Here is a 24,454-nt window from a genome sequence, read left to right on the forward strand (position 1 = left end):
TGGCGACCTTTGTCACGGAACGCAAGCGCCGAGTATGCGCGATTGCAGCAGGTGCATGTGCCAAGGGTGGTTCGGTTCCCGCAGGAACCGTCCGCGTCACCCGGCCTTACCGATAGTGACACGCGCAAAGCCATGTACGGCTGCAAGGAGAACCATCGTGACGGGCAACATCATCCGAGCCGCCCTGCTGGTGCTGGCGACGCTTTTCGCCGGACTGCTGGCTGCGCTCTATGCTTCAGGGGTGGTTTTTGGATAATCGGCACAATTTCCGGAAGTTAGATTGGAATTAACCGTTTCGGTCCCATTCCGGCGGCATGGATTTCGTCAGAAGCTACCGTCCCGCCATCGTCACCGCGCTGCTCTATTTCGCCGGAGTCGTCTATTCGGTCCACTACAGCCGCTTCGAGGGCGGCGTGGCCATGATCTGGATTTCCGGTGCCGTGCTGGCCGCGAGCCTGGTGGTGATGGCGCGCCCGCAGCGTTGCGCCACGATCCTTGCCTGCGTTGCCGCCAATACAGTGGGAACCGGCCTGTTCGGACTCGGCTGGGCACCTGCCTTCCCGCTGGCTCTGGTCAACGTGGGCGAAGCCGCGGCGGCGGCGATGGTGCTGCGCCGGCTGATCGAGGCGCACTGGCCGCGCGAGACGCTGGAACTGGTCGCGGGATACTATCTCGGCCTTGGCGTGATCGTCCCGCTGGCCGGCGCGACGGCGGGCTCGGCCATCGCTTCGTTGATCGCCGGCATCGATTTCGAACGGAACTTCTATCATTGGCTCATCGGCCATGCCGTTGGCCTGCTCACGGTCGCGCCGTTCAGCCTTGTCGCGGCGCGCAGCTTCGCCTCGCGGCGACCGATGATCTCGCGCGAAACTGCGACGACCCGTTTGCTGCTGGTTGCCACCATGGCCTTGTTGACGTTCGGCGTGTTTACCCAGCCGATCCGCCCGCTGATGCTGCTGCCGCTGGTCTTCGCGATGTTCGCAGCCGTCTGGTCTAGCGCGGCGGTGGCGATGGCGCTCCCGGTCGTGCTGGCGACGGTGGGCGGCACGCTCACGTTGCGCGGCCTTGGTCCGTTGGCCGGGATGAACCTGAGCCCCGGCGACCGGGTGCAGGTCTTTGAACTCTACGCAGCGTTCACCACGCTGTGCGCGCTGCCGATCATCTGCGAGCAGGAGCGCCGCCGCCGGCAGGTGAGCGATCTGGCGCGCAGCGAGGCCCGCTATCGCCTGCTGTCGGACGACCTTTCGCGCGCCGCGTTGACCGATCCGTTGACGGGTCTGCCCAACCGGCGCGCGTTTTCCGCAGCGCTCGATCAACTGGCGGGCCAGGCCGACCGAGCGTGTGTCGCGCTGGTCGATATCGACCGGTTCAAAAGCGTCAACGATCGCTATGGGCACCTCGTCGGTGACGAAGTGCTGGCCGCCTTCGCCGCCATCGCCGAATCCGCGCTGGGCGGGGAAGGGACTCTGGCGCGCATCGGCGGGGAGGAATTCGCGATCCTGCTGCCCGACTGCACCACGCGTGAGGCAGAGGCCGTGTGCGGCACGCTCAGCCGCTGCATTGCGGGTACGCCCATCGCCTCGCGCGCGGGGCCGGTCTCGATCACCGTCAGCGCGGGGATCGCGCCGCTGGATGGCGACATCGACGACGCGCTCGCCGCAGCCGACGCCGCGCTCTACCGGGCCAAGGCGCAAGGGCGCGCACGCTACGCGGTCGCCGCCTGACGGGCAGGCGGGCGGCGGGAACCGTTCTTCGCCGCAGGGGTTATCCGCGCCGATGCCCGCGGGCCATTGCCACCCCCGGCAAGTGGCCCTAAATCCCGCGCGTCCCGTTGCCCCGAGCGAAAGACCACCGGTTTGATCCTCTCGCCTTTTGAATGGACCATCGCCAAGCGCTATATGCTGCCGGGGCGAGGGGAGGCGTTCATCGCCCTGGTCGCCGGGATCAGCTTCGTCGCGGTAACGCTCGGCGTCGCCGCGCTGGTCATCGTGATGAGCGTGATGAATGGCTTTCGCGCCGAACTGCTCGACAAGATCGTCGGGCTGAACGGCCATGCCATCATCCAGGCCTACGGTGGCCGGCTCGATGACTGGCAGCAGATCCTGAAGCGGGTCGAAGCCACGCCCGGCGTTACCCATGCTTCGCCGCTGATCGAGCAGCCGCTGCTGGCCAGCTTCAACGGCCGGGTCGAGGCCATCCTCGTGCGCGGCAATACGAAGCCCGATCTCCAGCGGCTCGAGCAGAAGCGCCTCGCTGGCTCGTTCGCCGACCTTCAGCCGGAATCGGGCAGCGTCGCCATTGGTTCGCGCCTTGCCGAAAATCTTGGGGCGCGGGTGGGCGACACGATCACGATCATCAATCCGCAGGGGCGTTCCACGCCGTTCGGCACCGTCCCGCGTGAGATCGGCTACAAGGTGGCCGCGATCTTCGAGATCGGCGTCTACGACTACGACAACGCCTATGTCGTCATGCCCATCGCGGATGCACAGACCCTGCTGTTGACCGGTGACAGCATCGGCATGATCGAGGTCACCACCGTCGATCCCGATACCGTGATGGAGACGCTTGGCCCGCTCAAGCAGCAGCTTGCCGGCCGCGCCGTCCTCACTGACTGGAAGACGATCAACGCCAGCCTGTTCGAGGCGCTGGCGGTGGAGCGCGTGGCCATGTTCGTGGTGCTGTCGATCATCGTGCTGGTCGCGGTGTTCAACATCCTTTCGTCGCTGATCATGCTGGTGCGCGCCAAGATGCGCGATATCGCGATCCTGCGCACGATGGGCGCGACACGCAAAAGCCTGCTCAAGATCTTCGTCACCATCGGCTTCGTTATCGGCGCGCTGGGCACGCTGGGCGGATTGCTGCTGGGCTTCGTGTTCCTCTATTTCCGCCAGCCGATTGTCCACGCGGTCGAATATCTCACCGGGCAGAACCTGTGGGACCCGTCGATCCGTTTCCTCACTGACCTGCCCAGCCGCAGCGATCCGGTGGAGATCGTGACGATCAGCATCATGGCCCTTGTGCTCAGTTTCCTGGCGACGCTTTATCCGGCGCTGAAGGCGGCCAGCACCGACCCCGTGCAGGTGCTTCGCTATGAATGATCCGGTCAGCAGCTCTCCGGTCGTGCGCCTGAAGGACTTGCGGCGCAGCTTCTCGCAGGGCGGTGTCACCATCGATGTGCTGCGCGGGGTGAATCTCGACATCCGCCCCGGGGAAATTGTGGCGCTGCTCGGCCCGTCCGGTTCGGGCAAGTCGACCATGCTTCAGGCCATCGGCCTGCTCGAAGGCGGCTTCCAGGGCCTGATCGAGATTGCCGGCACCAACGCCTCGGCGCTCTCGGGCGATGCGCGCACCACGCTGCGGCGCGATCACCTGGGCTTCGTCTACCAGTTCCACCACCTGCTGCCCGATTTCAACGCGATCGAGAACGTGGTCCTGCCGCAGATGGTCGCGGGGCGCAGCGCCGCCGAAGCACGGGTGCGCGCCACCGAGCTGCTGACCGCGCTCGGCCTGGGCCATCGGCTCGAACATCGCCCCAGCCAGCTTTCGGGCGGCGAGCAGCAGCGCGTGGCCGTTGCCCGCGCGCTGGCCAACCGGCCCGAACTGGTGCTGGCGGACGAGCCGACCGGCAATCTCGACGAAGTGACCGCCGACCGCGTGCTGGAGGAATTCCTCAAGCTGGTGCGCGGTGAGGGCAGTTCGGCCTTGATCGCTACGCACAACGAACGCCTTGCCCTGCGCATGGACCGGGTGGTCCGCCTGCATGAGGGCGTTCTCGTCTAGGCGCGCGGGATACGGGAACCGGGTTCGCGCGTTGTGGGCGGACAAAGGAGATCGTATCCCCATGAACACCACGATCCGCGCCGAATCCGGCGATACCAGCTCTACCTTCTGGAATGACCACGCCACCGTCTTGCGCCGCGAGGCGGCAGATGGCGTGTTTCACAGTTTCGCGTCTCTGCACGGCGGCAGCTTTGCGGATATGGTTCGCCTTGTTTCGCGGATGCCCGAGGCGGAACGGCAGGGGCTGGTGATCGAGAAGTCCGGCGACCGCCAGTATGGTCCTGCCGAGATCGCAGCGCTGGCCAGGCGGGCAGACTTTCCGGCTTGATCCTCGCCGCTCGGTGTGACACCTCTTCCATTCGGTTGTGTGCAACATAATGGGGAGGGGTATCATGAGCGCACCGCGCACGATTGCCGATTTCAAGGCAAAGTTGCCCAACGGTGACGAGATCGATCTGGCCGACAAGGCTGGCAAGGTTCTGCTGGTGGTCAACACTGCGTCCAAATGCGGGTTCACGCCGCAGTACGACGGGCTGGAGGCGCTGTGGCAGAAGTACGGCGAACGCGGCTTCGAAGTGCTGGCGTTTCCCTGCAACCAGTTCGGCAACCAGGAACCCGGCTCGGCGGACGAGATCGAGAGCTTTTGCAAGGTCAACTTCGGTGTCAGCTTCCCGCTGATGGCCAAGGTCGACGTCAACGGCCCGCAGGCCAGTCCGCTCTACGATTGGCTGAAGGCCGAGGCGCCGGGGGTTCTGGGCACCAAGTCGGTCAAATGGAACTTCACCAAGTTCCTGATCGACCGGGATGGCAAGGTCGCCCGCCGCTACGCCCCGACCGACAAGCCGGAAAAGCTGGCGAAGGACATCGAGGCCCTGCTCTGAGCGGTTGAAAAGGCAGGGGCAGGCGCTCGCCAAGCCGCCCCCCGTTACCTACATCAGCACCATGCCCCACGCGTCTTTCGTCCCGCTCCGCGTCTTTTCATCCTATACGATGCTCGATGGGGCGATCGATCCCAAGGCGATTGCCAAGACGGCGGCAGAGCGCGGCTTTCCCGCCGTCGCCATCACCGACCGCAACGGGCTTTATGGCAGCGCGGCGTTTGCACAGGGGTGCAAGTCCGTCGGCGTGCAGCCGGTCATCGGCACGATGCTCGCGGTGGCGCGGCCGGACCGCGAAGGCGCGGCGAGCGGCTTCGGTCCGGCATCCCCGACGATCGACTGGCTCGCGCTCTATGCGCAGGATTCGACCGGCTACGACAATCTCTGCCACCTTGTCAGTCGCGCGCACCTTGATCGGCCGCTCGAATTCGCCGCCCATGTCGTGCTGGCGGATCTGGTGGGCCATACCGACGGCCTGCTCTGCCTGACGGCGGCGAACGAGGGCGGGCTGACCCGTCTTCTCGCCGAAGGACAGATGAGCGCGGCGCAAGCCTATGCCGACCGGCTGCAGGAACTGTTCGGCGACCGGCTCTACATAGAACTCGCGCGGCGCGGCGATCCGGTGGAGGAAGCGGCCGAGGAAGCGCTGATCGAGATGGCCTATGCCCGCGATCTGCCGCTGGTTGCCACCAACCCCGCCTGCTTCGCCGAGCGAGCGTTCTATTCCGCCCACGATGCGATGCTGTGCATCGCCAGTTCCACCCACGTCGACAGCCCGGACCGGCCGCGTTCGTCGCAGGAATGGTGGATCAAGCCGGCACCGGTGATGGAGGAGCTGTTCGCGGACCTTCCCGAGGCGCTCGCCAACACGCTGGTCGTGGCGCAGCGCACCGCGTTGATGCCGCCCAAGCGCAAGCCGATCCTTCCCAGCCTTGCGGGCGACCAGGAAGGCGAGGCACGGGCTTGCGCGGCGGACAGCCGCACCGGTCTCGTCGAGCGGCTCAAGCCCTATTACGCCGAAACCTGCCATGCCGAACTGGCTGCGGTGCTCACCTTCGGGCCAGACGGCGAGCCCGATCCCGCGCGCTTCCCCGCACTGGCGGCGGCGGGCGTGTGGGACGAAGTGCTGAATTACCGCCAGCGGCTCGAATTCGAAATCGCGATCATCAATCGGATGGGCTTCGGCGGCTACTTCCTGATCGTTGCCGACTTCATCAAGTGGGCCAAGGAGCACGGCATCCCGGTGGGACCGGGACGTGGTTCGGGCGCTGGCTCGCTGGTGGCGTGGGCGCTGACCATCACCGATCTCGATCCGATCAAGCTGGGCCTGCTGTTCGAACGCTTCCTCAACCCGGAACGCGTCTCGATGCCCGACTTCGACATCGACTTCTGCGAAACCCGGCGCGGCGAGGTGATCCGCTACGTTCAGCAGAAATACGGGCTGGATCACGTTGCCCAGATCATCACCTTCGGCAAGCTGAAGGCGCGTGCGGTGCTGCGCGATACCGGGCGCATTCTGCAGATGAGCTATGGGCAGGTGGACCGGCTGTGCAAGATGGTGCCCAACCATCCCACCGATCCCTGGCCGCTGCCCCGCGCGCTGAACGGCGTGGTCGAACTGAAGCGAGAGTACGACCGCGACCCCGAGGTCAAGCGGTTGATCGACCTTGCGATGCAGCTCGAAGGCCTGCCGCGCAACAGCTCGACCCACGCGGCGGGCGTGGTGATCGGCGATCGGCCGCTGGCGCAACTGGTGCCGCTCTACCGCGATCCGCGCTCGGACATGCCGGTCACGCAGTTCGACATGAAGTTCGTCGAGGACGCCGGGCTGGTGAAGTTCGACTTCCTCGGCCTCAAGACGCTGTCCGTCCTTCGCAAGGCGATCGACCTGATGGGCCGGCGCGGGATCTCGATCGACCTGTCGATGCTGCCGTGGGACGATGTCGACACCTACAAGCTGCTCCAGTCGGGCGATACCGTGGGCGTGTTCCAGCTGGAATCCGAAGGGATGCGGCGCACGCTGGCGGCGGTGAAGCCGACCAATTTCGGCGACATCATCGCACTGGTCTCGCTTTATCGACCGGGCCCGATGGACAACATCCCGCTGTTCGGCCGCCGCAAGAACGGCTTGGAAAGCATCGAATATCCGCACGACAAGCTGGCCGGCATCCTGTCCGAAACCTACGGCATCTTCGTTTATCAGGAACAGGTGATGCAGGCCGCGCAGATCCTTGCGGGCTACTCGCTGGGCGATGCAGACTTGCTGCGCCGCGCGATGGGCAAGAAGGTGCAGGCGGAAATGGACGCCCAGCGCCAGCGCTTCGTCGATGGTTGCAAGGTAAATTCGGGGATCGAGGCGGCCAAGGCCAACGAACTGTTCGACTTGATCGACAAGTTCGCCGGCTACGGCTTCAACAAGTCGCACGCCGCCGCCTATGCGCTGCTCGCCTACCAGACAGCGTGGCTGAAGACGCACTACCCGCACGAATTCTACGCCGCTTCGATGTGCTTCGATATGCACCAGTCGGAAAAGCTGTCGATCTTCGTGGACGACATGCGGCGCAACGGCGTCGCGCTAGCCGGGCCGGACATCAACCATTCCGAGGCCGAATTCACCGTCGAGCGCACGCACGAGGGCTTCGCCGTGCGTTATGCGCTGGCCGGCCTGCGCAACGTGGGTGAGCGCGCGATGGAGACCATCGTCGCCGAGCGCGAGGCCAATGGCGCGTTCGAGAGCCTGGACGACCTGTTCCGCCGCGTGCCCGCAGGCTCGATGAACCGGCGCCAGCTCGAAGCGCTCGCCGCGGGCGGCGCGCTCGATTGCCTGGAACCCAACCGCGCGATGCTGATCGCCAATGCGGAACTGCTGATGGCCGTGGCGGACGAAGCCGCGCGCACCCGCACGTCGGGTCAGGGCGGCTTGTTTGGCGGCGACGACCATGCCGTGCCCGCCACCCGGCTGGCCGAAACCAAGCCCTGGAGCCGCGCCGAACAGATGGCGGCCGAGCGCGAGAACTTCGGCTTCTATTTCGCCGCGCATCCGGTGGAGGAATACCGCGCGGTCGCCTCGGCCAACGGCGCGCGCAGTTATGGCAGCCTGATTTCCGGCGGCGGGGAAGGGGGCGGACGCTCTGGCGCGGCCATGGCCGCGCTGGTCGAGAACGTCCAGAAGCGCAAGACGAAGCGGGGCAAGGACTTCGTCATGGCCGACTTCTCGGATGCGTCCGGCCTGTTCTCGGCCTCGTGCTTCGAGGAATCGCTGGTCGATTCGTTCGTGCAGTGGGCGCGCGAGGGCACCTGCGTGCTGCTCACCGTCGAACTCGACCGGCCGAATCCGGACGAGCCGCCGCGCGTCACCGTGCGCGGCGCTCGTCCGCTCGCCTCGGTCACCAGCGCATCGCGCATGATCCTGAAGCTTGACGTTACGAAGCCCGAGGCGATGAGCGAACTGGCGATGCTCCTGCCGCGCGCGGCCGACGGCAAGGGCGAGGTGCTGGCCCGCCTGCGGACCGGAGGCCCGCGCGAGCCGCTGGTGCGGCTGGGGACGGACTTCCGTCTCGACAGCGAATTAATCGAACGATTGATTCCCATCGAGGGGCTTGCCAATGTGGCGCTGACCGCAAGACCGGAACGGCATCTGCGGCTCGTCGAATAACGACAAGGATGGGAGAGGGTATGATTCAGCTGGGTGCCATGCAGGACTGGAAGCTGCGCGTTACCCATTTGCTGGATCACGCCGCCCGCGAACACGCCCACCGCGAGATCGTCACCCGCTGGGCCGATGGCAGCGAGACCCGCACCAACTGGGCAGGCATCCGCCGCGATGCGCTGAAGATGGTGCAGGCGCTGCGCCGGCTGGGCATCGGGCCGGGCGACCGGATCGCCACGCTGGCGATGAACCACCACCGTCACCTCGTCACCTGGTATGGTGCGGTGGGCGTGGGCGGCATCCTCCACACGATCAACCCGCGCCTGTTCGACGATCAGCTCGATTATATCGCCAACCACGCGGAGGACAGGGTCCTGCTGTTCGACAAGGTGTGGGCGCCCGTGGTCGAGCGGATGAAGCCGCGCTGGAAAACGATCGAGCACTACATCTGCTTCGACAGCGACGAGCCTGCGCAAGCGTTCGAGGACTGGATCGGCGCGGAAGACGGCAACGCTACGTGGGCCGATGGCGACGAACGCGATCCCTGCATGCTCTGCTATACCAGCGGCACCACCGGCAATCCCAAGGGCGTGCTCTACGAACACCGCTCCACCATGCTGCACGCCATCACCTGCCAGTCGCCCGGCATTTTCGGCATGGATACGCGCATGGTGATGATGCCGATCGTGCCGATGTTCCACGCCGCCAGCTGGGGCATTCCGTGGGCGGGCGCGGCGGCGGGAGCGAAGTTGGTCCTTTGCGCCACCAACGATGCCGCCACCTTGTGCGAACTGTTCGAGAACGAGAAGGTCACCGCCTCTGCCGGCGTACCGACGGTCTGGCTCAGCGTGCTCCAGCACATCGACGCCACCGGCCGTGAAATCCCCGCCAGCCTCAACCAGGTCGTCTGCGGCGGTTCGGCCATGCCGCGCTCGATGATTGAACGTTTCATGGCGCGCGGCATCCGCATCGCGCACGCCTGGGGCATGACCGAGACCTCGCCCATCGGCACCTCCGGGGCGGAAACGTGGGACTGGGACGACCTGTCGTTCGAGGAACGGGTGGACATCAAGGCCAAGCAGGGCCGCGTGCCCTTCGGCGTCGAGATCCGCTGCGTCGATCTGGGCGATCCGTCGAAAGTGCTGGAACGTGACGGCACCACGTCCGGCGCATTGCAGGTGCGCGGGCCGTGGGTGGTCAAGCGCTACTTCAAGGCGGAGCAGGACGCGACTGACGCCGACCAGTGGTTCGATACCGGCGACGTTGCCGTCATCCACCCCGACGGCACCCTGCAACTGACCGACCGCACCAAGGACGTGATCAAGTCCGGCGGCGAGTGGATCAGCTCGGTTGAGCTGGAGAACGCCGCCGTCGGCCATCCCTGCGTGGCCGAGGCCGCCGCGATCGGCATCCATCATCCCCGGTGGGACGAGCGCCCGCTGCTGGTGGTCGTCCGCAAGCCGGGCGCCGAATGCAGCGAAGCGGAACTGCGCGATTTCCTGGGCGAGAAGGTCGCCAAGTGGTGGGTGCCCGACGCGGTCGCCTTCGTTGATGAGATTCCCCACACCGGCACCGGCAAGATCAGCAAGAAGGACCTGCGCGAGCAGTTCCGCGATTTCGCCTGGCCCGCCTGAAGGACAGCACATGACCAGCTACATCGACCCGAGCCGGGAAAACTTCGACCGGTTCAAGGCCCTGCCGCGCGACACGGCGGTGCACATGCTCAACCTCGTCCGGTTCAAGGCGCAGGCGGACTATCCCGAAGGCCACCCGCTCGCGGGCAAGGGGCTGACCGGGAAGCAGGCCTACGACGAGTATTTCCGGACGATCCAGCCCGTGCTTGAACGCGCCGGCGGCCACATCGTGTGGAAAGGCGCGTTCGAGGCGATGGTGACTGGCCCGTCCGAATGGGAATGGGACGAGACTTTCGTGATGGCCTATCCCAGCGCCGCCGCGTTCATGGGGATGGTCAAGGACCCGGACTACGCGCCCGTCGTGGTCCACCGCCAGGCTGCGGTGGAAGACAGCCGTCTTGTCCGTTTCGCGCCGGTGGAGAGCTGACACCATGAGCCACGATCTTCTCGCCCAGCCCCTGGTCCTGCCGCGCGGCCCGGCATGGCCCAACCGCTTCATGCTCGCGCCGCTCACCAACCAGCAGAGCCAGGCCGACGGCACGCTGGGAGACGACGAATACAACTGGCTGGTCAAGCGCGCCGAAGGCGGCTTCGGCATGGTCATGACCGCCGCCGCGCACGTGCAGCGCGTGGGGCAGGGCTTCGTCGGCCAGATCGGCATTTTCGGCGACGAGCACATTCCCGGGCTGACCCGGCTGGCCGATGGCATCCGCAAGCATGGTGCCGTCTCCTCGGTCCAGTTGCATCACGCCGGCTACCGGTCGGACAAGGCCGTGGTTCCGCACCCGGTCGCTCCGTCCGACCACGCCGAAAGCGGCGCGCGCGGGCTTTCCACCGATGAGGTCGAGCGCCTCCGCGACGATTTCATCGCCGCCGCCCGCCGCGCCGAGAAGGCCGGGTTCGACGGCGTCGAAGTCCACGGCGCGCACGGCTACATCCTCGCCGCGTTCCTCTCGCCCGATTTCAACCTGCGCGAGGATCGCTACGGCGGCAGCGCTGAAAACCGCGCGCGGCTGGTGCTGGAAATCATCGACGGCATTCGCAGCACGTGCGGCCCGCAGTTCCAGGTCGGCCTGCGCGTTTCGCCCGAACGGTTCGGCCAGCGGCTCATGGAAATCCGCGAGCTGATCCGCCGCGTGCTGGCCGAAGGCAAGCTCGACTATGTCGATCTTTCGCTGTGGGACGTGCGCAAGGCGCCCAACGATGCGGAAGGCGCAGGGCGTGACCTGATCGACTGGTTCATGGACTTGCCGCGGGGCGACACGCGCGTCTGCGCCGCCGGCAAGATCATGAGCGCAGAGGACTGCGCGTGGGTGCTGGACAAGGGCTGCGATTTCGTCGCCATCGGCCGCGCCGCGATCCTGCGTCACGATTTCCCGCGCCGCGTGCTGGCCGATCCGGCCTATGTTTCGCCCGCGCTGCCCGTCACCGAGCAGCACCTGCTGGACGAAGCGCTCAGCCCCACGTTCGTCCACTACATGAAGAACTGGAAGGGATTCGTGGGCGATCCGGCCCAAAGCCCGGCCTAGAACAGGGCCAGCTGCCCATCGACGGACGGCGCGCGGAACTGCGAGCAATCGAGGTCTGTCTTCACCTGCTCGATCCCCGCGCGCCGGCATGCGATGCGGAACCGGCTGCGGATCAGATCGGCCCACACGCCCTGCGGCTTCATGCGGGTGAAGAACCGCGCATCGTTGTCCTTGCCGCCGCGCACGTCGTTGATGATCGCCATGACCTTGCCCGCCCGGTCGGAAAAGTGCGCCTCGAGCCACTCACGGAACAACGGCGCCACCTCGTGCGGTAGGCGCACCATGATCCAGCTTGCGGAAGGCACGCCCAGCGCGCCGGCGCGTTCCAGGATGCCTTCCAGGAACATGTCGGTGATCGACGGGATGACGGGGGCGACCGACACGTGTGCCGGCACGCCTGCCTCCACCAGCTTGCCCAGCGCCGCCAGCCGCTTGTCCGGCGCGGAGGCGCGCGGTTCCAGCAGGCCCGACAGCCGCGGGTCGAGGCTCGTCACCGAAATTCCCACCGCGACCAGCTTGAGCCGCGCCAATTGCGCCAGCAGGTCCAGGTCATCGAGCACCCGCGCCGACTTGGTCGTGATCGTCACCGGGTGGCGCACCTCAAGGCACAACTCCAGCACCGCGCGCGTGATGCGGTAATCACGCTCGATCGGCTGGTAGGGATCGGTATTTGTCCCCATCGCGAGCGGCAGGGGACGATAGCCCTTGCCGGCGAAGGTCTTGCGCAGGATCTCGGCCGCCTGCGGCTTGGCAAACAGCTTCGTCTCGAAATCCAGCCCCGGCGAAAGATCATGGTAGGCGTGCGTCGGCCGCGCATAGCAATAGATGCAGCCGTGCTCGCAGCCGCGATAGGCGTTCAGCGAACGGTCGAAGGGAATGTCGGGCGAGCGATTGAAGCTCATCACCGTTTTCGGAAATTCTTCGGTGACGGTGGTGCGCAGCTTCGGCCCCGGGCCGTCAATGTCCTCGCGCGCGTCCAGCCAGTCGCCATCGGCCTCGCGCGTGGCAAGTCCGAAGCGCGTGGGCACTGCGCCCGATGGCGCGCCGCGACCATGAACCGGAGGAGGTTTCATGGCGAGATAAGAACATAAGTGGAACAAAATGACAAGCGGCACCGCCGCCCGCGATCAGCTTTCCAGCAGTCTCGGCATCAGCTGCACGAAGTTGCAGGGCCGGTTGCGGCTGTCGAGCTGCTCGGCAAGGATGCCGTCCCAGCCGTCCTTCACCGCGCCGTTCGATCCGGGCAGCGCAAAGATGTAGGTGCCCCGCGCCACCACCGCGCAGGCGCGCGACTGGATCGTGCTGGTGCCGATGGTCTTGTAGCTGAGCCAGCGAAACAGTTCGCCAAAGCCCGGAATGTCGCGCGTCTTCACGCGGTCCAGCGCTTCCGGGGTAACGTCGCGGCCGGTCAGCCCGGTGCCGCCGGTGATGATCACCGCATCGACTGCGCGGTCGTCGATCCAGTTGTTCAGGCGGCTGACGATGCGGTCCACCTCGTCCTTCTCGATCGCACGGGCCGCCAGCTTGTGGCCGGCGCCCTTGATCCGTTCGGCAAGGATGTCGCCCGAGGTGTCCTCGGCCGGGCCGCGCGTGTCGGAAACGGTGAGCAGGGCGATGTGGATGGGCGTGAACGTGCGTAAGGTATCAATTGCCACGCGAGGCGATCCTGACATTCTGCGCGCCGGAAAGGCCGGGGAACTGCGGCCAAAGCCCTTGCGCCAGCCCGATGCGGCTTTCCGAAGCGCCGCCGGCCTGCCGTTCGTACATCCAGTAATTGCGCATCACGATCGACACGTAACCGCGCGTTTCCCAATAGGGGATCGATTCCATCCACAGCAGCGGATCGCCCTTGTCCCGGATCTCGGCGTTCCAGCGGCCGATGGGCATCGGTCCGGCATTGTAGGCGGCGATCACCTTGGGCAGCAGCCCCTGCGTTTCCGGCCGGGCGCGCAGCTGCGAGAGATAGGTCTGGCCGAACGCCAGGTTCACGTCGGGCAGGTCGAGCTGCTTTTCGCGGCCCATCATCACCGGCTCCACCTTGGTCAGGTCGCGCGCGGTGCCGGGCAGCACCTGCATCAGCCCCTTGGCACCTGCCGGGCTGGTGACGGCGGTGCGGAAATTCGATTCCTGCAACGAATGCGCAAACAGCAGCGCCGGATCGACCTTCCAGCCGTTGGCGGGCGTCCACTTCGGCGCGGGGAAGCGTGCGGCTTCGTCCGGGCGGGCACCGGCCGGCGCGTTATAGGCCATCCACAACTGGGTGGATGGCAGGCCGAGATCGCGGGCGAGGCGTGAAAGCGGGGCATACTGGCCCGGCGCGCCGATGCGTGCCTGATAGCGCAGCACTTCGTCGGCCAGGCCATCTTCGCCCACTTCGGCCAGCTGCACCGCGATGCGCACGTTGTTCACGCTGCGCAGCGCCTGCCAGTCGCCATCGGAGAAATCGGGGGCGGCCGCCGGTGCGCTTTCGCGCAAGCCCAGCGCCTCGCCGGCGATCATGCCGTAAAGGGTGTCACGGCTGCGGGCAGCGGCGCGCAGCGAAGCGGCGACCTTTTCGGGCTTGCGGCAACGCAGCCATGCCCGGCTCGCCCAATAGCTTGCTGCGGAGGACAGTTCGGCATTGTTCGCCATGCCGCCGGCCTTCTCGAAGCTTTCGGCGGCGGCCACGCAATCGTCCATGCGCCACGCGGCAAGGCCGGCGGTCCACATCGCCTCTGCCACCCACGGGCCGGAGCCGGCGTCGAACGCCGAAAGCGAGATCGCGCGGGCGTTGGCGTCGTCGTTCTCGATATAGAACGCCCAGCCCACCTTCTGCCGCCACTCGGCGCGGGCCTCGGGCGACAGCGACGCATCGATGCCGTCGAGCAGCAGGCGTGCGCCCAGCGGATCGTCGTTCTTGATGCGGTCGTTGATGGCCAGCGCCACCGTATCGGGCATGGTGCCGTCGGCGATGGAGCGCGGCTTGATCCGCTTCGACAGCGTGGGCAGCGTGTAGAGCGCCTGCGTTGCTGGCAGCGTCACGGGAAGCGCGGTGGCCCCACGCTTCAGCGCGAGCCTGCCGACCTGTTCGGACCACGGCAGGTCCGGAGCCTGCGAAAGCAGGTCCGTCAGCGGCTGAAGCTCCACCTTGGGCGAGGTGGAGGCGAGATAGAATTGCGCCTTGGCCACGGCATGGAGCGGGCCATCGGCGCGCTGCGCGAACATCTGCTGGACGGAAATCCAGTCCTCGCGCTCGATCGCGCCGAACAGCGCCTTGTAATAGGCGCGGTCATCCTGGCTCAGCAGCGAGGGCACCGCGGTGCGGTCGGCGCGGTTGCGGAAATAGTCCACGGCGGCGCTGTTGGCGTGCGCGGGCAGGGCAGCGGCAACCGCGAGGGTTGCAGCAAGTCCGGCCAGTGTCGCGCGGGTCTTTCCCCGGATCGTCACGCTTGTTCTGTCCCCGTCCATTCCAGCCAGCGATTCCACAGGCTTGCCTTGAAAGCGGGTTTCGCCAGCAGGGCTTCCAGATCGTATGTGGAAATCGCCGGAACGCTGCCCCCGTCATGGTTAAACGCGCGTAAATCCGAACGCTTATGCGTCGAATCGTTGTCAAGAAGCGTTGAAACGAGAGATCTGCCGAAAACCAGCAAGCGGCGGGGTTGGGCCAGCGCGACGTGATGAGCCAGCACGTCGCCGAGCCGTCGGCTCGCCAGATCGGCCCAGTCCGGCACTGCGATTCGCGCCGGCAGCACCGAGGTGAGGTAGGTCCGGTCCCGCGACAGGTCCATCGCCGCCAGCATCGCATCGAGCATTTTTCCGCCGCGCCCGCTCAGCAGCCGCTCGGAATCCTCCTCCTCGGGCATGGCGACCAGCACCATCAATTCGGCTTCGGCCGGTCCTGCGGGAGGCACCCGTCGCGCACCCGCCGGGGCCAGTGAAGGCTCCGCCATCCACCATGCGGCAAAGCCCGCGAGTTCGCTCGGCCAGCCGGCCCGATCGGCGCCGATCGGGGGAATTGCCGCTACGACTTCGGCCTCTGCCATGGCCTTGCGCTGGGCCGGGGTGGGGGGCACCACCGGGCGCGATGCGGCCAGCCAGTCCTGAGGGTCATCCACGAAGGCGCAATCCACCCCCGCGTCGCGCCACCAGTCCAGCGCGGCGCCCAACGCCTCGGTCCATTGGCCGGGTTGTTCGAGGCTCCCGCCACTCACCTGTCTAAATGTCCAATCACTCTGGCGGTATTGACCTTGTCCGCGCCAGCTTTCAAGGCGGATGGGATATTCAACAGAGCAATTGGTCGGAGCCAGGGGAATGAGCGAACGGGAATCGATGCCGTACGACGTCGTGATCGTCGGGGGCGGTCCGGCGGGATTGGCAGCATCCATCCGCCTCAAGCAGGTCAATCCGGACCTATCGGTCTGCGTGCTCGAAAAGGGCTCGGAGATCGGCGCGCACATCCTTTCGGGCGCGGTGGTCGATCCCAAGGCGCTGGACGAACTGCTGCCGGAATGGCGCGATATGGGCTGCCCGATGGCGGAAACCCCGGTGACCGACAACTGGCACTGGGTGCTGGGCCGCAAGGGCAAGATGTCGATCCCGCACTGGCCGATGCCTCCGTTCATGTCGAACGACGGCAACTATACCGGCAGCCTTGGCAACCTGTGCCGCTGGCTCGGCGAACAGGCGATGGAGCTGGGGGTTGAAATCTTCCCCGGATTCGCCGCGGCCGAAGTGCTGTTCGACGAAAACGGCGCCGTCATGGGCGTCGCCACCGGCGACATGGGCGTGGGCAAGGACGGCGAGAAGAAGCCCGACTACCAGCCCGGCATGGAACTCCACGCCAAGTACACCCTCTTTGCAGAGGGCGCGCGCGGACACCTGACCAAGCGCCTGAAGGCGCATTTCGACCTCGAAGCCGATTGCGAGCCGCAGGTCTACGGCATCGGCATCAAGGAGCTGTGGGACATCGATCCCGACAAGCACGTTCCCGGCCGCGTGATTCACACGCAGGGCTGGCCGCTTTCGGAATCGAACACCTGGGGCGGTGGTTTCCTCTACCACCAGGCGAACAACCAGGTCGCGCTCGGCTTCGTCACCGCACTCGATTACGCCAACCCCTATGTCTATCCGTTCGAGGAATTCCAGCGCTGGAAGCAGCACCCGGAAATCCGCGCGATTCTCGAAGGTGGCCGCCGCGTGTCCTACGGCGCGCGCGCGATCAACGAAGGCGGCTGGCAGTCTGTGCCCAAGCTGGCGTTCCCGGGCGGCGCGCTGATCGGTTGCTCGGCCGGCTTCGTCAACGTGCCCCGCATCAAGGGCAGCCACACCGCGATGAAGAGCGGGATGCTCGCTGCGGAAGCGATTTCCGCCGCCATCGCGTCGGGCCGTGAAAAGGACGAGATGGGCGAATACGACGCCGCCGTCCGCGACAGCTGGATCGCCAAGGAACTGAAGAAGGTCCAGAATGCGCAGCCGCTGATTGCCAAGTTCGGCGGCGAGCTGGGCACGGTGCTGGCAGGTGCGGACATGTGGCTGCGCCAGCTGGTCGGCTTCGGCATTTCCAAGCCGCTCAAGCATCACCGCGACAGCGAGGCGACCCAGCGCGCCGATCTGTTCAAGCCGATCCAGTATCCCAAGCCCGATGGCGTGATCAGCTTCGACCGCCTGACCAGCGTGTCGTTCTCCTACACCAACCACGAGGAAGACCAGCCGTGCCACCTCGTGCTCAAGGACCCGACGGTGCCGACGCGGATCAACCTGCCGATCTACGCAGGACCGGAACAGCGGTACTGCCCTGCGGGCGTCTATGAGTTCGTCGGCGTGGAAGAAGGCGCGCCGCGTCTTCAGATCAACGCCCAGAACTGCGTCCACTGCAAGACCTGCGACATCAAGGACGTGACCCAGAACATCGAATGGGTCACGCCCGAAGGCGGCGGCGGCCCGAACTACCCGAACATGTGATCTTCGGCCCCAGGGGCGGAGAAAGGCGAGGCGCCGGGGCTTGCTCCGGCGCCTCGCTCGTTTCAGGAAGCAGCCGATGAGTCTTTCCCAAACCGCTTACGCCAAGATCAATCTCGCGCTCCACGTGCGCCGCCGCCGCGCGGACGGCTATCACGAACTGGAAACGCTGTTCGCCTTCGTCGATGCGGGAGATGAACTGACGGCGCGGCCTTCGCCTCAGGACCGGCTCCATGTAACCGGCGAATTTGCCGGCACGCTCGACGATCCCTTCGGCAACATCGTGGCCAAGGCGCTGTCGGCCCTGCCGCACGGGCAGGGCTGGGACGTCACGCTCGACAAGCGGCTGCCCGTCGCGGCGGGCCTTGGCGGCGGCTCGGCCGATGCCGGCGCGGTGTTCCGGATGGTCCGCGATGCCCACGGGTTGCCGGATGACTGGCACCAACGCGCCGCGCGGCTGGGTGCCGATGTTCCCGCTTGCGTCGAAAGCGTCGCCTGCATCGGGCGCGGCACCGGCACCGAACTGGAACCCGTCGCCAACGATCTGGCCGGCGCGCCCGTGCTGCTGGTCAATCCGCGCATCCCGTTGCCCACCGGCCCGGTGTTCAAGGGCTGGGACGGGGTGGACCGCGGCCCCATGCCCCAGGGCAACTTGCGCACCATCGCACGCGAGGGCCGCAACGATCTCGAAGCACCCGCGCTCGCGCTGGTGCCGCAGATCGGCGATGTCCTCGACGCGCTTGCCGACAGCGGCGCGTGGCTCGCACGGATGAGCGGCTCGGGCGCCACCTGCTTCGCGCTTTACGATACGGCCCGGCAGCGCGATGCCGCGAAGGCCGCCATGCCCGCGGCGTGGTGGACTCTGGCCGGGAGCCTGCGCTGATGGACCACGAAGCCTACCGCCTGATCGGCAGCCCTCGCTTTGGCGGCATCCTCGTCGTCTCCGACCACGCCTCGAACCGCGTCCCGGAAGACATCGACCTCGGCATCGCGCCGGACTTGCTCACCCAGCACGTTGCCATCGACATCGGCGTCGGTGCCATTGCCGAGCGCATGGCGCAGCGCCCCGGCACGGCCGCGTTCCTCGGCAATGTCAGCCGGCTGGTCTGCGACTTCAACCGCGACGAGCACCTGCCCACCGTCGTCCCCATCGCCAGCGATGGCCACGCCATCCCCGGCAACGCGCTCGATCACGCCGGCCACGAAGCCCGGCTCGCGCGCTTCTTCCGGCCTTATCACGAGGCGCTCGCCGCCACGATCGAGGCCGCGCCGCCGTCGCTGATCCTCTCGCTGCACAGCTTCACCCCGCGCCTCGCCAGCAGCGAGGAACCGCGTCCGTGGCATGTCGGCGTGCTCTACAATGCGGACGAGCGCGCGGCCCGTATCGCTATTCCGCTGCTCGAAGCCGAAGGGCTGATCGTGGGTGATCAGCAGCCCTATTCGGGCAAGCTGCTCAATGCGACGATGAACCGCCATGCCGAGGCCGATGGCCGGCCCTATCTTGGCGTCGAAGTGCGCCAGGACCTGATCGGCGACGAAGCGGGACAGGCCGAATGGGCGGAGGGCCTTGCCCGCATCGCGAACGCGGTCGCGATCTCGATTGCCTGAACCTCTGTGCCCCTTTCAAATTAATAAAGTCTAATATAGCTTGCCCTCAGCGCTGCGCCCCCACGCAGCCAAATAACAGCAGGAGCAAGGCACATGGTCCACGATTGGCAGGAAATGGCGCGCAATCTTTCGGGCGCGATCAAGCAGGTGCGTCAGGGAACGCCCGACGTGATGAAGGCGTTTTCCCAGATGGCGCAGTCCGCCACCGTCGATGGCGCTCTCGATGCGCGGACCAAGGAACTCATCGCGCTGGGTATCGCGGTCGCCATCCGCTGCGATGGCTGCGTGGCGTTCCACGCGCAGGCCGCGGTCAAGCACGGCGCAACGCGAGAGGAAGTGATGGAGACGATGGGCATGGCGCTCTACATGGGGGCAGGACCCAGCCTGATGTATGCGGCACAGGCGGTCGAGGCCTATGACCAGTTCGCCGCCGCGGCGGTCACGCCTACCGAAACGGCTTGACGATCGTCGCAAAATTAACCTTCGACGGGTGACGATTGCTGGGGTAGGGCGCATTCGGTCGCAAACCCGAACAAGCCCTCAACTTCGGAGCAGTCGTCATGCCCGCCTATCGTTCTCGCACCACCACCCATGGCCGCAACATGGCAGGCGCGCGCGGGCTCTGGCGGGCCACCGGCATGAAGGACAGCGATTTCGGCAAGCCGATCATCGCGGTCGTCAATTCGTTCACGCAGTTCGTGCCGGGCCACGTCCACCTCAAGGACCTGGGCCAGATGGTCGCGCGCGAGATCGAGGCCGCCGGCGGCGTCGCCAAGGAATTCAACACCATCGCGGTCGATGACGGGATCGCGATGGGCCACGACGGGATGCTCTATTCGCTCCCCAGCCGCGACCTGATCGCCGACAGCGTCGAATACATGGTCAACGCGCACTGCGCCGATGCGATGGTCTGCATCTCCAACTGCGACAAGATCACGCCGGGCATGCTGATGGCTGCGCTGCGTATCAACATCCCGGTGGTGTTCGTCTCGGGCGGGCCGATGGAAGCCGGCAAGGTCGTGCTGCGCGGCAAGGAAACGGCGCTCGATCTCGTCGATGCGATGGTTGCCGCCGCCGACGACAAGTACACCGACGAGGAAGTCGAGACGATCGAGCGCTCGGCGTGCCCCACCTGCGGGTCGTGCAGCGGCATGTTCACCGCCAATTCGATGAACTGCCTGACCGAAGCGCTCGGCCTGTCGCTGCCGGGCAATGGTTCCACGCTCGCCACGCACGGCGATCGCAAGCGCCTGTTCCTTGAAGCCGGCCGCCTCGTGGTCGACTTGTGCAAGCGCTATTACGAGCAGGACGATGAAAGCGCGCTGCCGCGTTCCATCGCCACGTTCGAAGCGTTCGAGAACGCCATGAGCCTCGACATCGCGATGGGCGGCTCGACCAATACCGTGCTGCACCTGCTGGCCGCGGCGCACGAAGCCGGCGTGAATTTCACCATGACCGACATCGACCGGCTTTCGCGCCGTGTCCCGTGCCTGTCGAAGGTCGCGCCCGCGAAGAGCGACGTCCACATGGAAGACGTCCACCGCGCGGGCGGCATCTTTGCCATCCTGGGCGAGCTGGACCGTGCCGGACTGCTCCACACCCATCTGCCCACCGTCCACAGCAAGACGCTGGCCGACGGGCTGAACCTCTGGGACATCAAGCGCACCAACGCGCCCAGCGTGCAGGAATTCTTCAAGGCGGCCCCCGGCGGCGTGCCGACGCAAGTGGCCTTCAGCCAGGATCGCCGCTGGACCGAACTGGACCTCGACCGTGAAAACGGCGTGATCCGCTCGGCCGACCATGCCTTCAGCAAGGACGGCGGCCTCGCCGTGCTCACCGGCAACGTCGCGCTCGACGGCTGCATCGTCAAGACGGCGGGCGTGGACGAATCCATCCTGAAGTTCACCGGCCCGGCCGTGGTGTTCGAAAGCCAGGACGCAGCGGTCACCGGCATCCTCACCGGCCAGGTCAAGGCGGGCGACGTCGTGGTCATCCGCTATGAAGGGCCGAAGGGCGGGCCGGGCATGCAGGAAATGCTCTACCCCACCAGCTACATCAAGTCGAAGGGCTTGGGGGCTGCCTGCGCGCTGCTCACCGACGGGCGCTTCTCGGGCGGCACCTCGGGCCTGTCCATCGGCCACGTCTCGCCCGAAGCGGCCGAGGGCGGCGTCATCGGGCTGGTGGAGAACGGCGACGTGATCGCCATCGACATCCCGGGCCGCTCGATCACGTTGCAGGTGGCGGAAGACGAACTCGCCCGCCGCCGCGCGGCGATGGACGAGAAGGGCTGGCATCCGGTCAAGGAACGCCCGCGCAAGGTCTCGGTCGCGCTTCAGGCCTATGCTGCGATGACCACCAGCGCCGCGCGCGGCGCGGTGCGCGACCTGTCGCAGCTCAAGGGCGCTAATGCGAAGGGCTGAGGCCCTTCTCCTGGCCGCTGCGCTGGCGGGCCTGCTCGCCGGCTGCTCGCGCGGCGGCGAGGACGCGCTGCCCCAGCGCAAGATCGATTGCGCGCTTGGCGGGGCAAACGCCTTTGCACCCGACTGCGCGGTGGAGGAGGCGGTCCAGCGCGGACGTGCCCTCCTCATCGTCTTTGACAAGGCGGGCGGTTTCCGCCGCTTCGAGAAAGTGGCAGACGGGCGCGGGGTGATCTCCGCCGACGGGGTGGAAGAAACCACCGTCCAATGGATTCCTGATGGTCGGCTCGAAGTGACCGTCGGCCAGGATCGCTACCGTTTTCCCGCCAAGGTGAAGCCTGAACCCGATGCCCCGAAGCCGTGACGTAACGCTGGCGCAAGTCCTCACCGTAGCGCAGATGCGCGCCGCAGAGGAAGCGCTGATCGCCGGCGGCACCAGTGTCGAAGCGCTGATGGAAGTCGCCGGGCGCGGGGCAGGGGAATATGTCCGCCGCATCGCCGCGACCCGGCCCGTCACGGTGCTGTGCGGCCCCGGCAACAATGGCGGCGACGGCTATGTCATTGCCCGCCACCTGATGGAGCACGGCAATCCCGTCACCGTGGTCGCCGCGCGCGATCCCGGCACCCCGGCGGCGAAAAACGCGCGCAGCCTGTTCAAGGGCACCGTTGTGGGACCGGACGCGGAACTTCACGGCGACGTGTTCGTCGATTGCCTGTTCGGCAGCGGCCTGACTCGTGCCTTGCCCGATGACCTGATGGCGCTGCTCACCGGCCTTGCCGCCAACCACCACTTGCGCGTGGCGGTGGACCTGCCCAGCGGCGTCGAAAGCGACAGCGGCCAGCCGCTTAACGCGGATCTTCCCGCAAGTGACCTGACCATCGCGCTCGGCGCGTGGAAGCACGCGCATTGGACCATGCCCGCCGCCGCCCAGATGGGAGCGCTGCGGCTCGTCGATATCGGCGTCACGTTGCAGCCGGAAGCCGCCGCGCTTCTGCAACGCCCCCGCTTCGCCGCCCCGGCGCCTGATGCCCACAAGTATCGCCGCGGCCTGCTGGCCGTCGTCGCCGGCGAGATGCCCGGTGCACCGATCCTCTCCGCCACTGCCGCCCTGCGTGCCGGCGCGGGTTATGTGAAGCTGCTGCTTGCAGGAGCCCCGCTTCTCACCCCCGCTCCTGCCGAGCCTGTCGAAACACGCGCCCTGCCGCCCGAATTGGTCGCAGCCCATGGCGATCTGGCAGAATTGCTCGCGGACCCGCGCCTTGCCGCCCTGCTGGTCGGCCCCGGTCTCGGCCGTAACGAGACGGCCCGCCAGCGCCTCCGCGCCGTGATGGAACGGGCCATCCCAAGCGTGATCGACGCCGATGCGCTCATGCTGCTCGGTCCCGATCTTCCGCTCAAGGCCCCAACCGTGCTGACCCCGCATGAGGGCGAAATGGCCGCGCTCGAACGCGCTTTCGGCCTTTCGGGCGACGCGCCCCGCCGCTGCCGTGCCGCTGCGCTCGCCAAGGCCAGCGGCGCCGTCATCGTGCTCAAGGGGCCGGACAGCCTGATTGCGGAGCCGGATGGCAGCGTCACGCTTGCGCCCCGCGCCTCGACCTGGCTCTCGGTCGCTGGCACTGGCGATGTCCTCGCCGGCCTCATCGCCAGCCGCCTGGCCACCCACGCCGATCCAGCGCGCGCCGCGCGCGAAGGGCTGTGGCTGCACGGCGAAGCCGCGCGTCTCTGCGGCCCCGCTTTCACCGCCGGGGAGCTGGCGCTTGCCGCCAGCCGCGCCCTTGCCGGAGCTTTGTCATGACCAGTGCCCTGATCGTCCGCGTTGCCGCCAAGGGGGAGGGTGCCACCGCCGACGGGCGTTACGTCACGCTCGCCGCGCCGGGCGACACCCTTGAGGCGGACGGCACGCTCACGCGGGGTCCGGACCACGTCGATCCGCCCTGCCGCCACTTCCCGGCCTGTGGCGGCTGCCAGTTGCAGCACCTCTCGGAAAAGGCGCTGACCGAATACGTGTTCAGCCGCGTGGAAGGCGCCGCTCGCGGGCAGGATATCGCGCCGCCCCCGGCCGAGCCGCCGCACTTGTCGCCTCCCGGCACGCGCCGCCGGGCCTCGCTTCACGCGCAGGCGATCGGCAAGCGCGTGGTGCTGGGCTTCCGCGAACAGGGCACGCACAAGATCGTCGATATGCGCGAGTGCCATGTTCTCGCGCCCGAACTGTTCGGCCTGGTCGCGCCCTTGCGCAAGCTGCTCGAAGGCTGGGGCGACCGCAAGCTCTCGGTCGACATCGACCTGACGCTGGTCGACCAGGGCGTTTCGGTCGGCCTCAATGGCATCACCGCCGACAATCTCGCCCGCACCGAGGCGCTGCTCGATTTCGCGCGCGAACACGCGCTAGCCCGTCTGACGCTGGACAGCGGATACGGCCCGGAAACCACGTGGGAACCCGATCCGGTCACGGCCACGCTCGGCGGAACCCCGGTCGGCCTGCCGCCCGCTGCCTTCCTGCAGGCGACCCGCGACGGCGAAGACGCGCTGACCAGCGCCGCGCGCGAATGGCTGGCCGGCGCGGCCACGGTCGCCGATCTGTTCTCCGGTCTCGGCACTTTCGCCTTCGCGCTCGCCGGGCCGGGCACCAAGGTGCTGGCAGTCGAAGCGGCGCGTGATGCGCACCTCGCCTGTCAGGCAGCGGCGCGAGGTCATGGCCGCCCCGTCCACGCCCTCCACCGCGACTTGTTCCGCAATCCGCTGCGCACCGAGGAACTCGACCGCTTCGCCGCCGTCGTCCTCGATCCGCCGCGCGCCGGCGCGCGCGAGCAGGTGGTGCAGATCGCCGCCAGCCGCGTGCCGCGCGTATGCTACGTCAGCTGCAATCCGGCGAGCTGGGCGAAGGATGCCGCCACGCTGATCGAGGGTGGCTATCGGCTCGTCCATCTGCGTGCCGTGGGGCAGTTTCGCTGGTCCATCCACGTCGAGCTGGTGAGCCTGTTCCTGAAGGACGAATAAGGCCGCCCGGGATCGTCCCGGGCG

General features: G+C 66.9%; 21 protein-coding genes. 17 read left to right on the forward strand and 4 right to left on the reverse strand.

What is annotated here, in order from left to right:
• The first annotated feature begins 314 nt into the window (after positions 1-314).
• From OLX02_RS15250 to OLX02_RS15290, 9 genes are all read left to right on the forward strand, one after another.
• On the forward strand, positions 315-1,724 hold the full coding sequence (locus OLX02_RS15250) for a diguanylate cyclase domain-containing protein (RefSeq protein ID WP_264424227.1): 1,410 nt from the start codon (positions 315-317) through the stop codon (positions 1,722-1,724).
• 132 nt (positions 1,725-1,856) lie between these two features.
• A complete protein-coding gene (locus OLX02_RS15255; RefSeq protein ID WP_264424228.1) occupies positions 1,857-3,098 on the forward strand; it encodes a lipoprotein-releasing ABC transporter permease subunit in 1,242 nt (413 codons plus the stop codon).
• Complete coding sequence (locus tag OLX02_RS15260) at positions 3,091-3,780, forward strand: ABC transporter ATP-binding protein (protein WP_264424230.1); 690 nt, start codon at positions 3,091-3,093, stop codon at positions 3,778-3,780. The genes OLX02_RS15255 and OLX02_RS15260 overlap by 8 nt, the downstream gene beginning before the upstream one ends.
• A 61-nt stretch (positions 3,781-3,841) precedes the next feature.
• Positions 3,842-4,108 carry a hypothetical protein gene (locus OLX02_RS15265; protein ID WP_264424232.1) on the forward strand — a complete coding sequence of 89 codons (267 nt, stop codon included), beginning with the start codon at positions 3,842-3,844 and terminating at the stop codon, positions 4,106-4,108.
• A 64-nt stretch (positions 4,109-4,172) separates the two neighbouring features.
• On the forward strand, positions 4,173-4,661 hold the full coding sequence (locus OLX02_RS15270) for a glutathione peroxidase (protein ID WP_264424233.1): 489 nt from the start codon (positions 4,173-4,175) through the stop codon (positions 4,659-4,661).
• 61 nt (positions 4,662-4,722) lie between these two features.
• Positions 4,723-8,313: a DNA polymerase III subunit alpha gene (gene dnaE, locus OLX02_RS15275; protein WP_264424235.1), complete on the forward strand. Its 3,591-nt coding sequence runs from the start codon at positions 4,723-4,725 to the stop codon at positions 8,311-8,313.
• A 20-nt stretch (positions 8,314-8,333) separates the two neighbouring features.
• Positions 8,334-9,941: a long-chain fatty acid--CoA ligase gene (locus OLX02_RS15280; RefSeq protein ID WP_264424237.1), complete on the forward strand. Its 1,608-nt coding sequence runs from the start codon at positions 8,334-8,336 to the stop codon at positions 9,939-9,941.
• Positions 9,942-9,951: 10 nt separating this feature from the next.
• Positions 9,952-10,368: a DUF1330 domain-containing protein gene (locus OLX02_RS15285; RefSeq protein WP_264424238.1), complete on the forward strand. Its 417-nt coding sequence runs from the start codon at positions 9,952-9,954 to the stop codon at positions 10,366-10,368.
• 4 nt (positions 10,369-10,372) lie between these two features.
• The gene (locus OLX02_RS15290) at positions 10,373-11,470 is read left to right on the forward strand and encodes an NADH:flavin oxidoreductase (RefSeq protein ID WP_264424240.1); all 1,098 of its coding nucleotides are present in this window, start codon (positions 10,373-10,375) and stop codon (positions 11,468-11,470) included.
• Here the strand turns inward: OLX02_RS15290 and OLX02_RS15295 are convergent.
• Genes OLX02_RS15295 through OLX02_RS15310 form a run of 4 tightly spaced genes read right to left on the reverse strand, consistent with a single transcriptional unit; the run spans position 11,467 to position 15,615 of the window.
• A complete protein-coding gene (locus OLX02_RS15295) occupies positions 11,467-12,543 on the reverse strand; it encodes a PA0069 family radical SAM protein (RefSeq protein WP_264424242.1) in 1,077 nt (358 codons plus the stop codon). The two genes, OLX02_RS15290 and OLX02_RS15295, sit on opposite strands and share 4 nt — an antisense overlap.
• A gap of 54 nt (positions 12,544-12,597) precedes the next feature.
• Positions 12,598-13,125, reverse strand: coding sequence for a molybdenum cofactor biosynthesis protein B (gene moaB, locus OLX02_RS15300; protein ID WP_264424244.1), 528 nt, complete (start codon positions 13,123-13,125; stop codon positions 12,598-12,600).
• Positions 13,115-14,896 carry a lytic transglycosylase domain-containing protein gene (locus OLX02_RS15305; protein WP_413630325.1) on the reverse strand — a complete coding sequence of 594 codons (1,782 nt, stop codon included), beginning with the start codon at positions 14,894-14,896 and terminating at the stop codon, positions 13,115-13,117. The genes moaB and OLX02_RS15305 overlap by 11 nt, the downstream gene beginning before the upstream one ends.
• Positions 14,893-15,615, reverse strand: a complete 723-nt coding sequence (locus OLX02_RS15310; protein ID WP_264424246.1) for a uracil-DNA glycosylase family protein — start codon at positions 15,613-15,615, stop codon at positions 14,893-14,895. Before OLX02_RS15310 ends, OLX02_RS15305 begins: the two co-directional genes overlap by 4 nt.
• A 145-nt stretch (positions 15,616-15,760) precedes the next feature.
• Between OLX02_RS15310 and OLX02_RS15315 the strand changes: the two genes are divergently transcribed.
• The 8 genes from OLX02_RS15315 to OLX02_RS15350 all read left to right on the forward strand — a co-directional run bounded on the left by OLX02_RS15315 (position 15,761) and on the right by OLX02_RS15350 (position 24,430).
• The gene (locus OLX02_RS15315) at positions 15,761-17,410 is read left to right on the forward strand and encodes an electron transfer flavoprotein-ubiquinone oxidoreductase (protein ID WP_264424248.1); all 1,650 of its coding nucleotides are present in this window, start codon (positions 15,761-15,763) and stop codon (positions 17,408-17,410) included.
• Between the two features lie 76 nt (positions 17,411-17,486).
• Positions 17,487-18,290 (forward strand): 4-(cytidine 5'-diphospho)-2-C-methyl-D-erythritol kinase, encoded by an 804-nt coding sequence (locus OLX02_RS15320; RefSeq protein WP_264424249.1) that lies wholly within the window; start codon positions 17,487-17,489, stop codon positions 18,288-18,290.
• The gene (locus OLX02_RS15325; protein WP_264424250.1) at positions 18,290-19,015 is read left to right on the forward strand and encodes an N-formylglutamate amidohydrolase; all 726 of its coding nucleotides are present in this window, start codon (positions 18,290-18,292) and stop codon (positions 19,013-19,015) included. The genes OLX02_RS15320 and OLX02_RS15325 overlap by 1 nt, the downstream gene beginning before the upstream one ends.
• 93 nt (positions 19,016-19,108) lie before the next feature.
• Positions 19,109-19,477, forward strand: coding sequence for a carboxymuconolactone decarboxylase family protein (locus tag OLX02_RS15330; RefSeq protein ID WP_264424252.1), 369 nt, complete (start codon positions 19,109-19,111; stop codon positions 19,475-19,477).
• Between the two features lie 98 nt (positions 19,478-19,575).
• Positions 19,576-21,435, forward strand: coding sequence for a dihydroxy-acid dehydratase (ilvD, locus tag OLX02_RS15335; protein ID WP_264424254.1), 1,860 nt, complete (start codon positions 19,576-19,578; stop codon positions 21,433-21,435).
• A complete protein-coding gene (locus tag OLX02_RS15340; protein ID WP_264424255.1) occupies positions 21,422-21,796 on the forward strand; it encodes a hypothetical protein in 375 nt (124 codons plus the stop codon). The genes ilvD and OLX02_RS15340 overlap by 14 nt, the downstream gene beginning before the upstream one ends.
• A complete protein-coding gene (locus tag OLX02_RS15345) occupies positions 21,780-23,228 on the forward strand; it encodes an NAD(P)H-hydrate dehydratase (protein WP_264424257.1) in 1,449 nt (482 codons plus the stop codon). Before OLX02_RS15340 ends, OLX02_RS15345 begins: the two co-directional genes overlap by 17 nt.
• Positions 23,225-24,430: a class I SAM-dependent RNA methyltransferase gene (locus OLX02_RS15350; protein WP_264424259.1), complete on the forward strand. Its 1,206-nt coding sequence runs from the start codon at positions 23,225-23,227 to the stop codon at positions 24,428-24,430. Before OLX02_RS15345 ends, OLX02_RS15350 begins: the two co-directional genes overlap by 4 nt.
• Positions 24,431-24,454: the final 24 nt, after the last annotated feature.

This window comes from Novosphingobium sp. KCTC 2891, assembly GCF_025938155.1.
Classification (GTDB): domain Bacteria; phylum Pseudomonadota; class Alphaproteobacteria; order Sphingomonadales; family Sphingomonadaceae; genus Novosphingobium.

Coding starts and splice junctions, on each gene's coding strand:
- OLX02_RS15250 (WP_264424227.1), top strand. CDS start 315: ATGGATTTCGTCAGAAGCTACCGTCCCGCCATCGTCACCGCGCTGCTC.
- OLX02_RS15260 (WP_264424230.1), top strand. CDS start 3,091: ATGAATGATCCGGTCAGCAGCTCTCCGGTCGTGCGCCTGAAGGACTTG.
- OLX02_RS15265 (WP_264424232.1), top strand. CDS start 3,842: ATGAACACCACGATCCGCGCCGAATCCGGCGATACCAGCTCTACCTTC.
- OLX02_RS15270 (WP_264424233.1), top strand. CDS start 4,173: ATGAGCGCACCGCGCACGATTGCCGATTTCAAGGCAAAGTTGCCCAAC.
- dnaE (WP_264424235.1), top strand. CDS start 4,723: ATGCCCCACGCGTCTTTCGTCCCGCTCCGCGTCTTTTCATCCTATACG.
- OLX02_RS15280 (WP_264424237.1), top strand. CDS start 8,334: ATGATTCAGCTGGGTGCCATGCAGGACTGGAAGCTGCGCGTTACCCAT.
- OLX02_RS15285 (WP_264424238.1), top strand. CDS start 9,952: ATGACCAGCTACATCGACCCGAGCCGGGAAAACTTCGACCGGTTCAAG.
- OLX02_RS15290 (WP_264424240.1), top strand. CDS start 10,373: ATGAGCCACGATCTTCTCGCCCAGCCCCTGGTCCTGCCGCGCGGCCCG.
- OLX02_RS15295 (WP_264424242.1), bottom strand. CDS start 12,543: ATGAAACCTCCTCCGGTTCATGGTCGCGGCGCGCCATCGGGCGCAGTG.
- OLX02_RS15315 (WP_264424248.1), top strand. CDS start 15,761: ATGAGCGAACGGGAATCGATGCCGTACGACGTCGTGATCGTCGGGGGC.
- OLX02_RS15320 (WP_264424249.1), top strand. CDS start 17,487: ATGAGTCTTTCCCAAACCGCTTACGCCAAGATCAATCTCGCGCTCCAC.
- OLX02_RS15325 (WP_264424250.1), top strand. CDS start 18,290: ATGGACCACGAAGCCTACCGCCTGATCGGCAGCCCTCGCTTTGGCGGC.
- OLX02_RS15330 (WP_264424252.1), top strand. CDS start 19,109: ATGGTCCACGATTGGCAGGAAATGGCGCGCAATCTTTCGGGCGCGATC.
- ilvD (WP_264424254.1), top strand. CDS start 19,576: ATGCCCGCCTATCGTTCTCGCACCACCACCCATGGCCGCAACATGGCA.
- OLX02_RS15340 (WP_264424255.1), top strand. CDS start 21,422: ATGCGAAGGGCTGAGGCCCTTCTCCTGGCCGCTGCGCTGGCGGGCCTG.
- OLX02_RS15345 (WP_264424257.1), top strand. CDS start 21,780: ATGCCCCGAAGCCGTGACGTAACGCTGGCGCAAGTCCTCACCGTAGCG.
- OLX02_RS15350 (WP_264424259.1), top strand. CDS start 23,225: ATGACCAGTGCCCTGATCGTCCGCGTTGCCGCCAAGGGGGAGGGTGCC.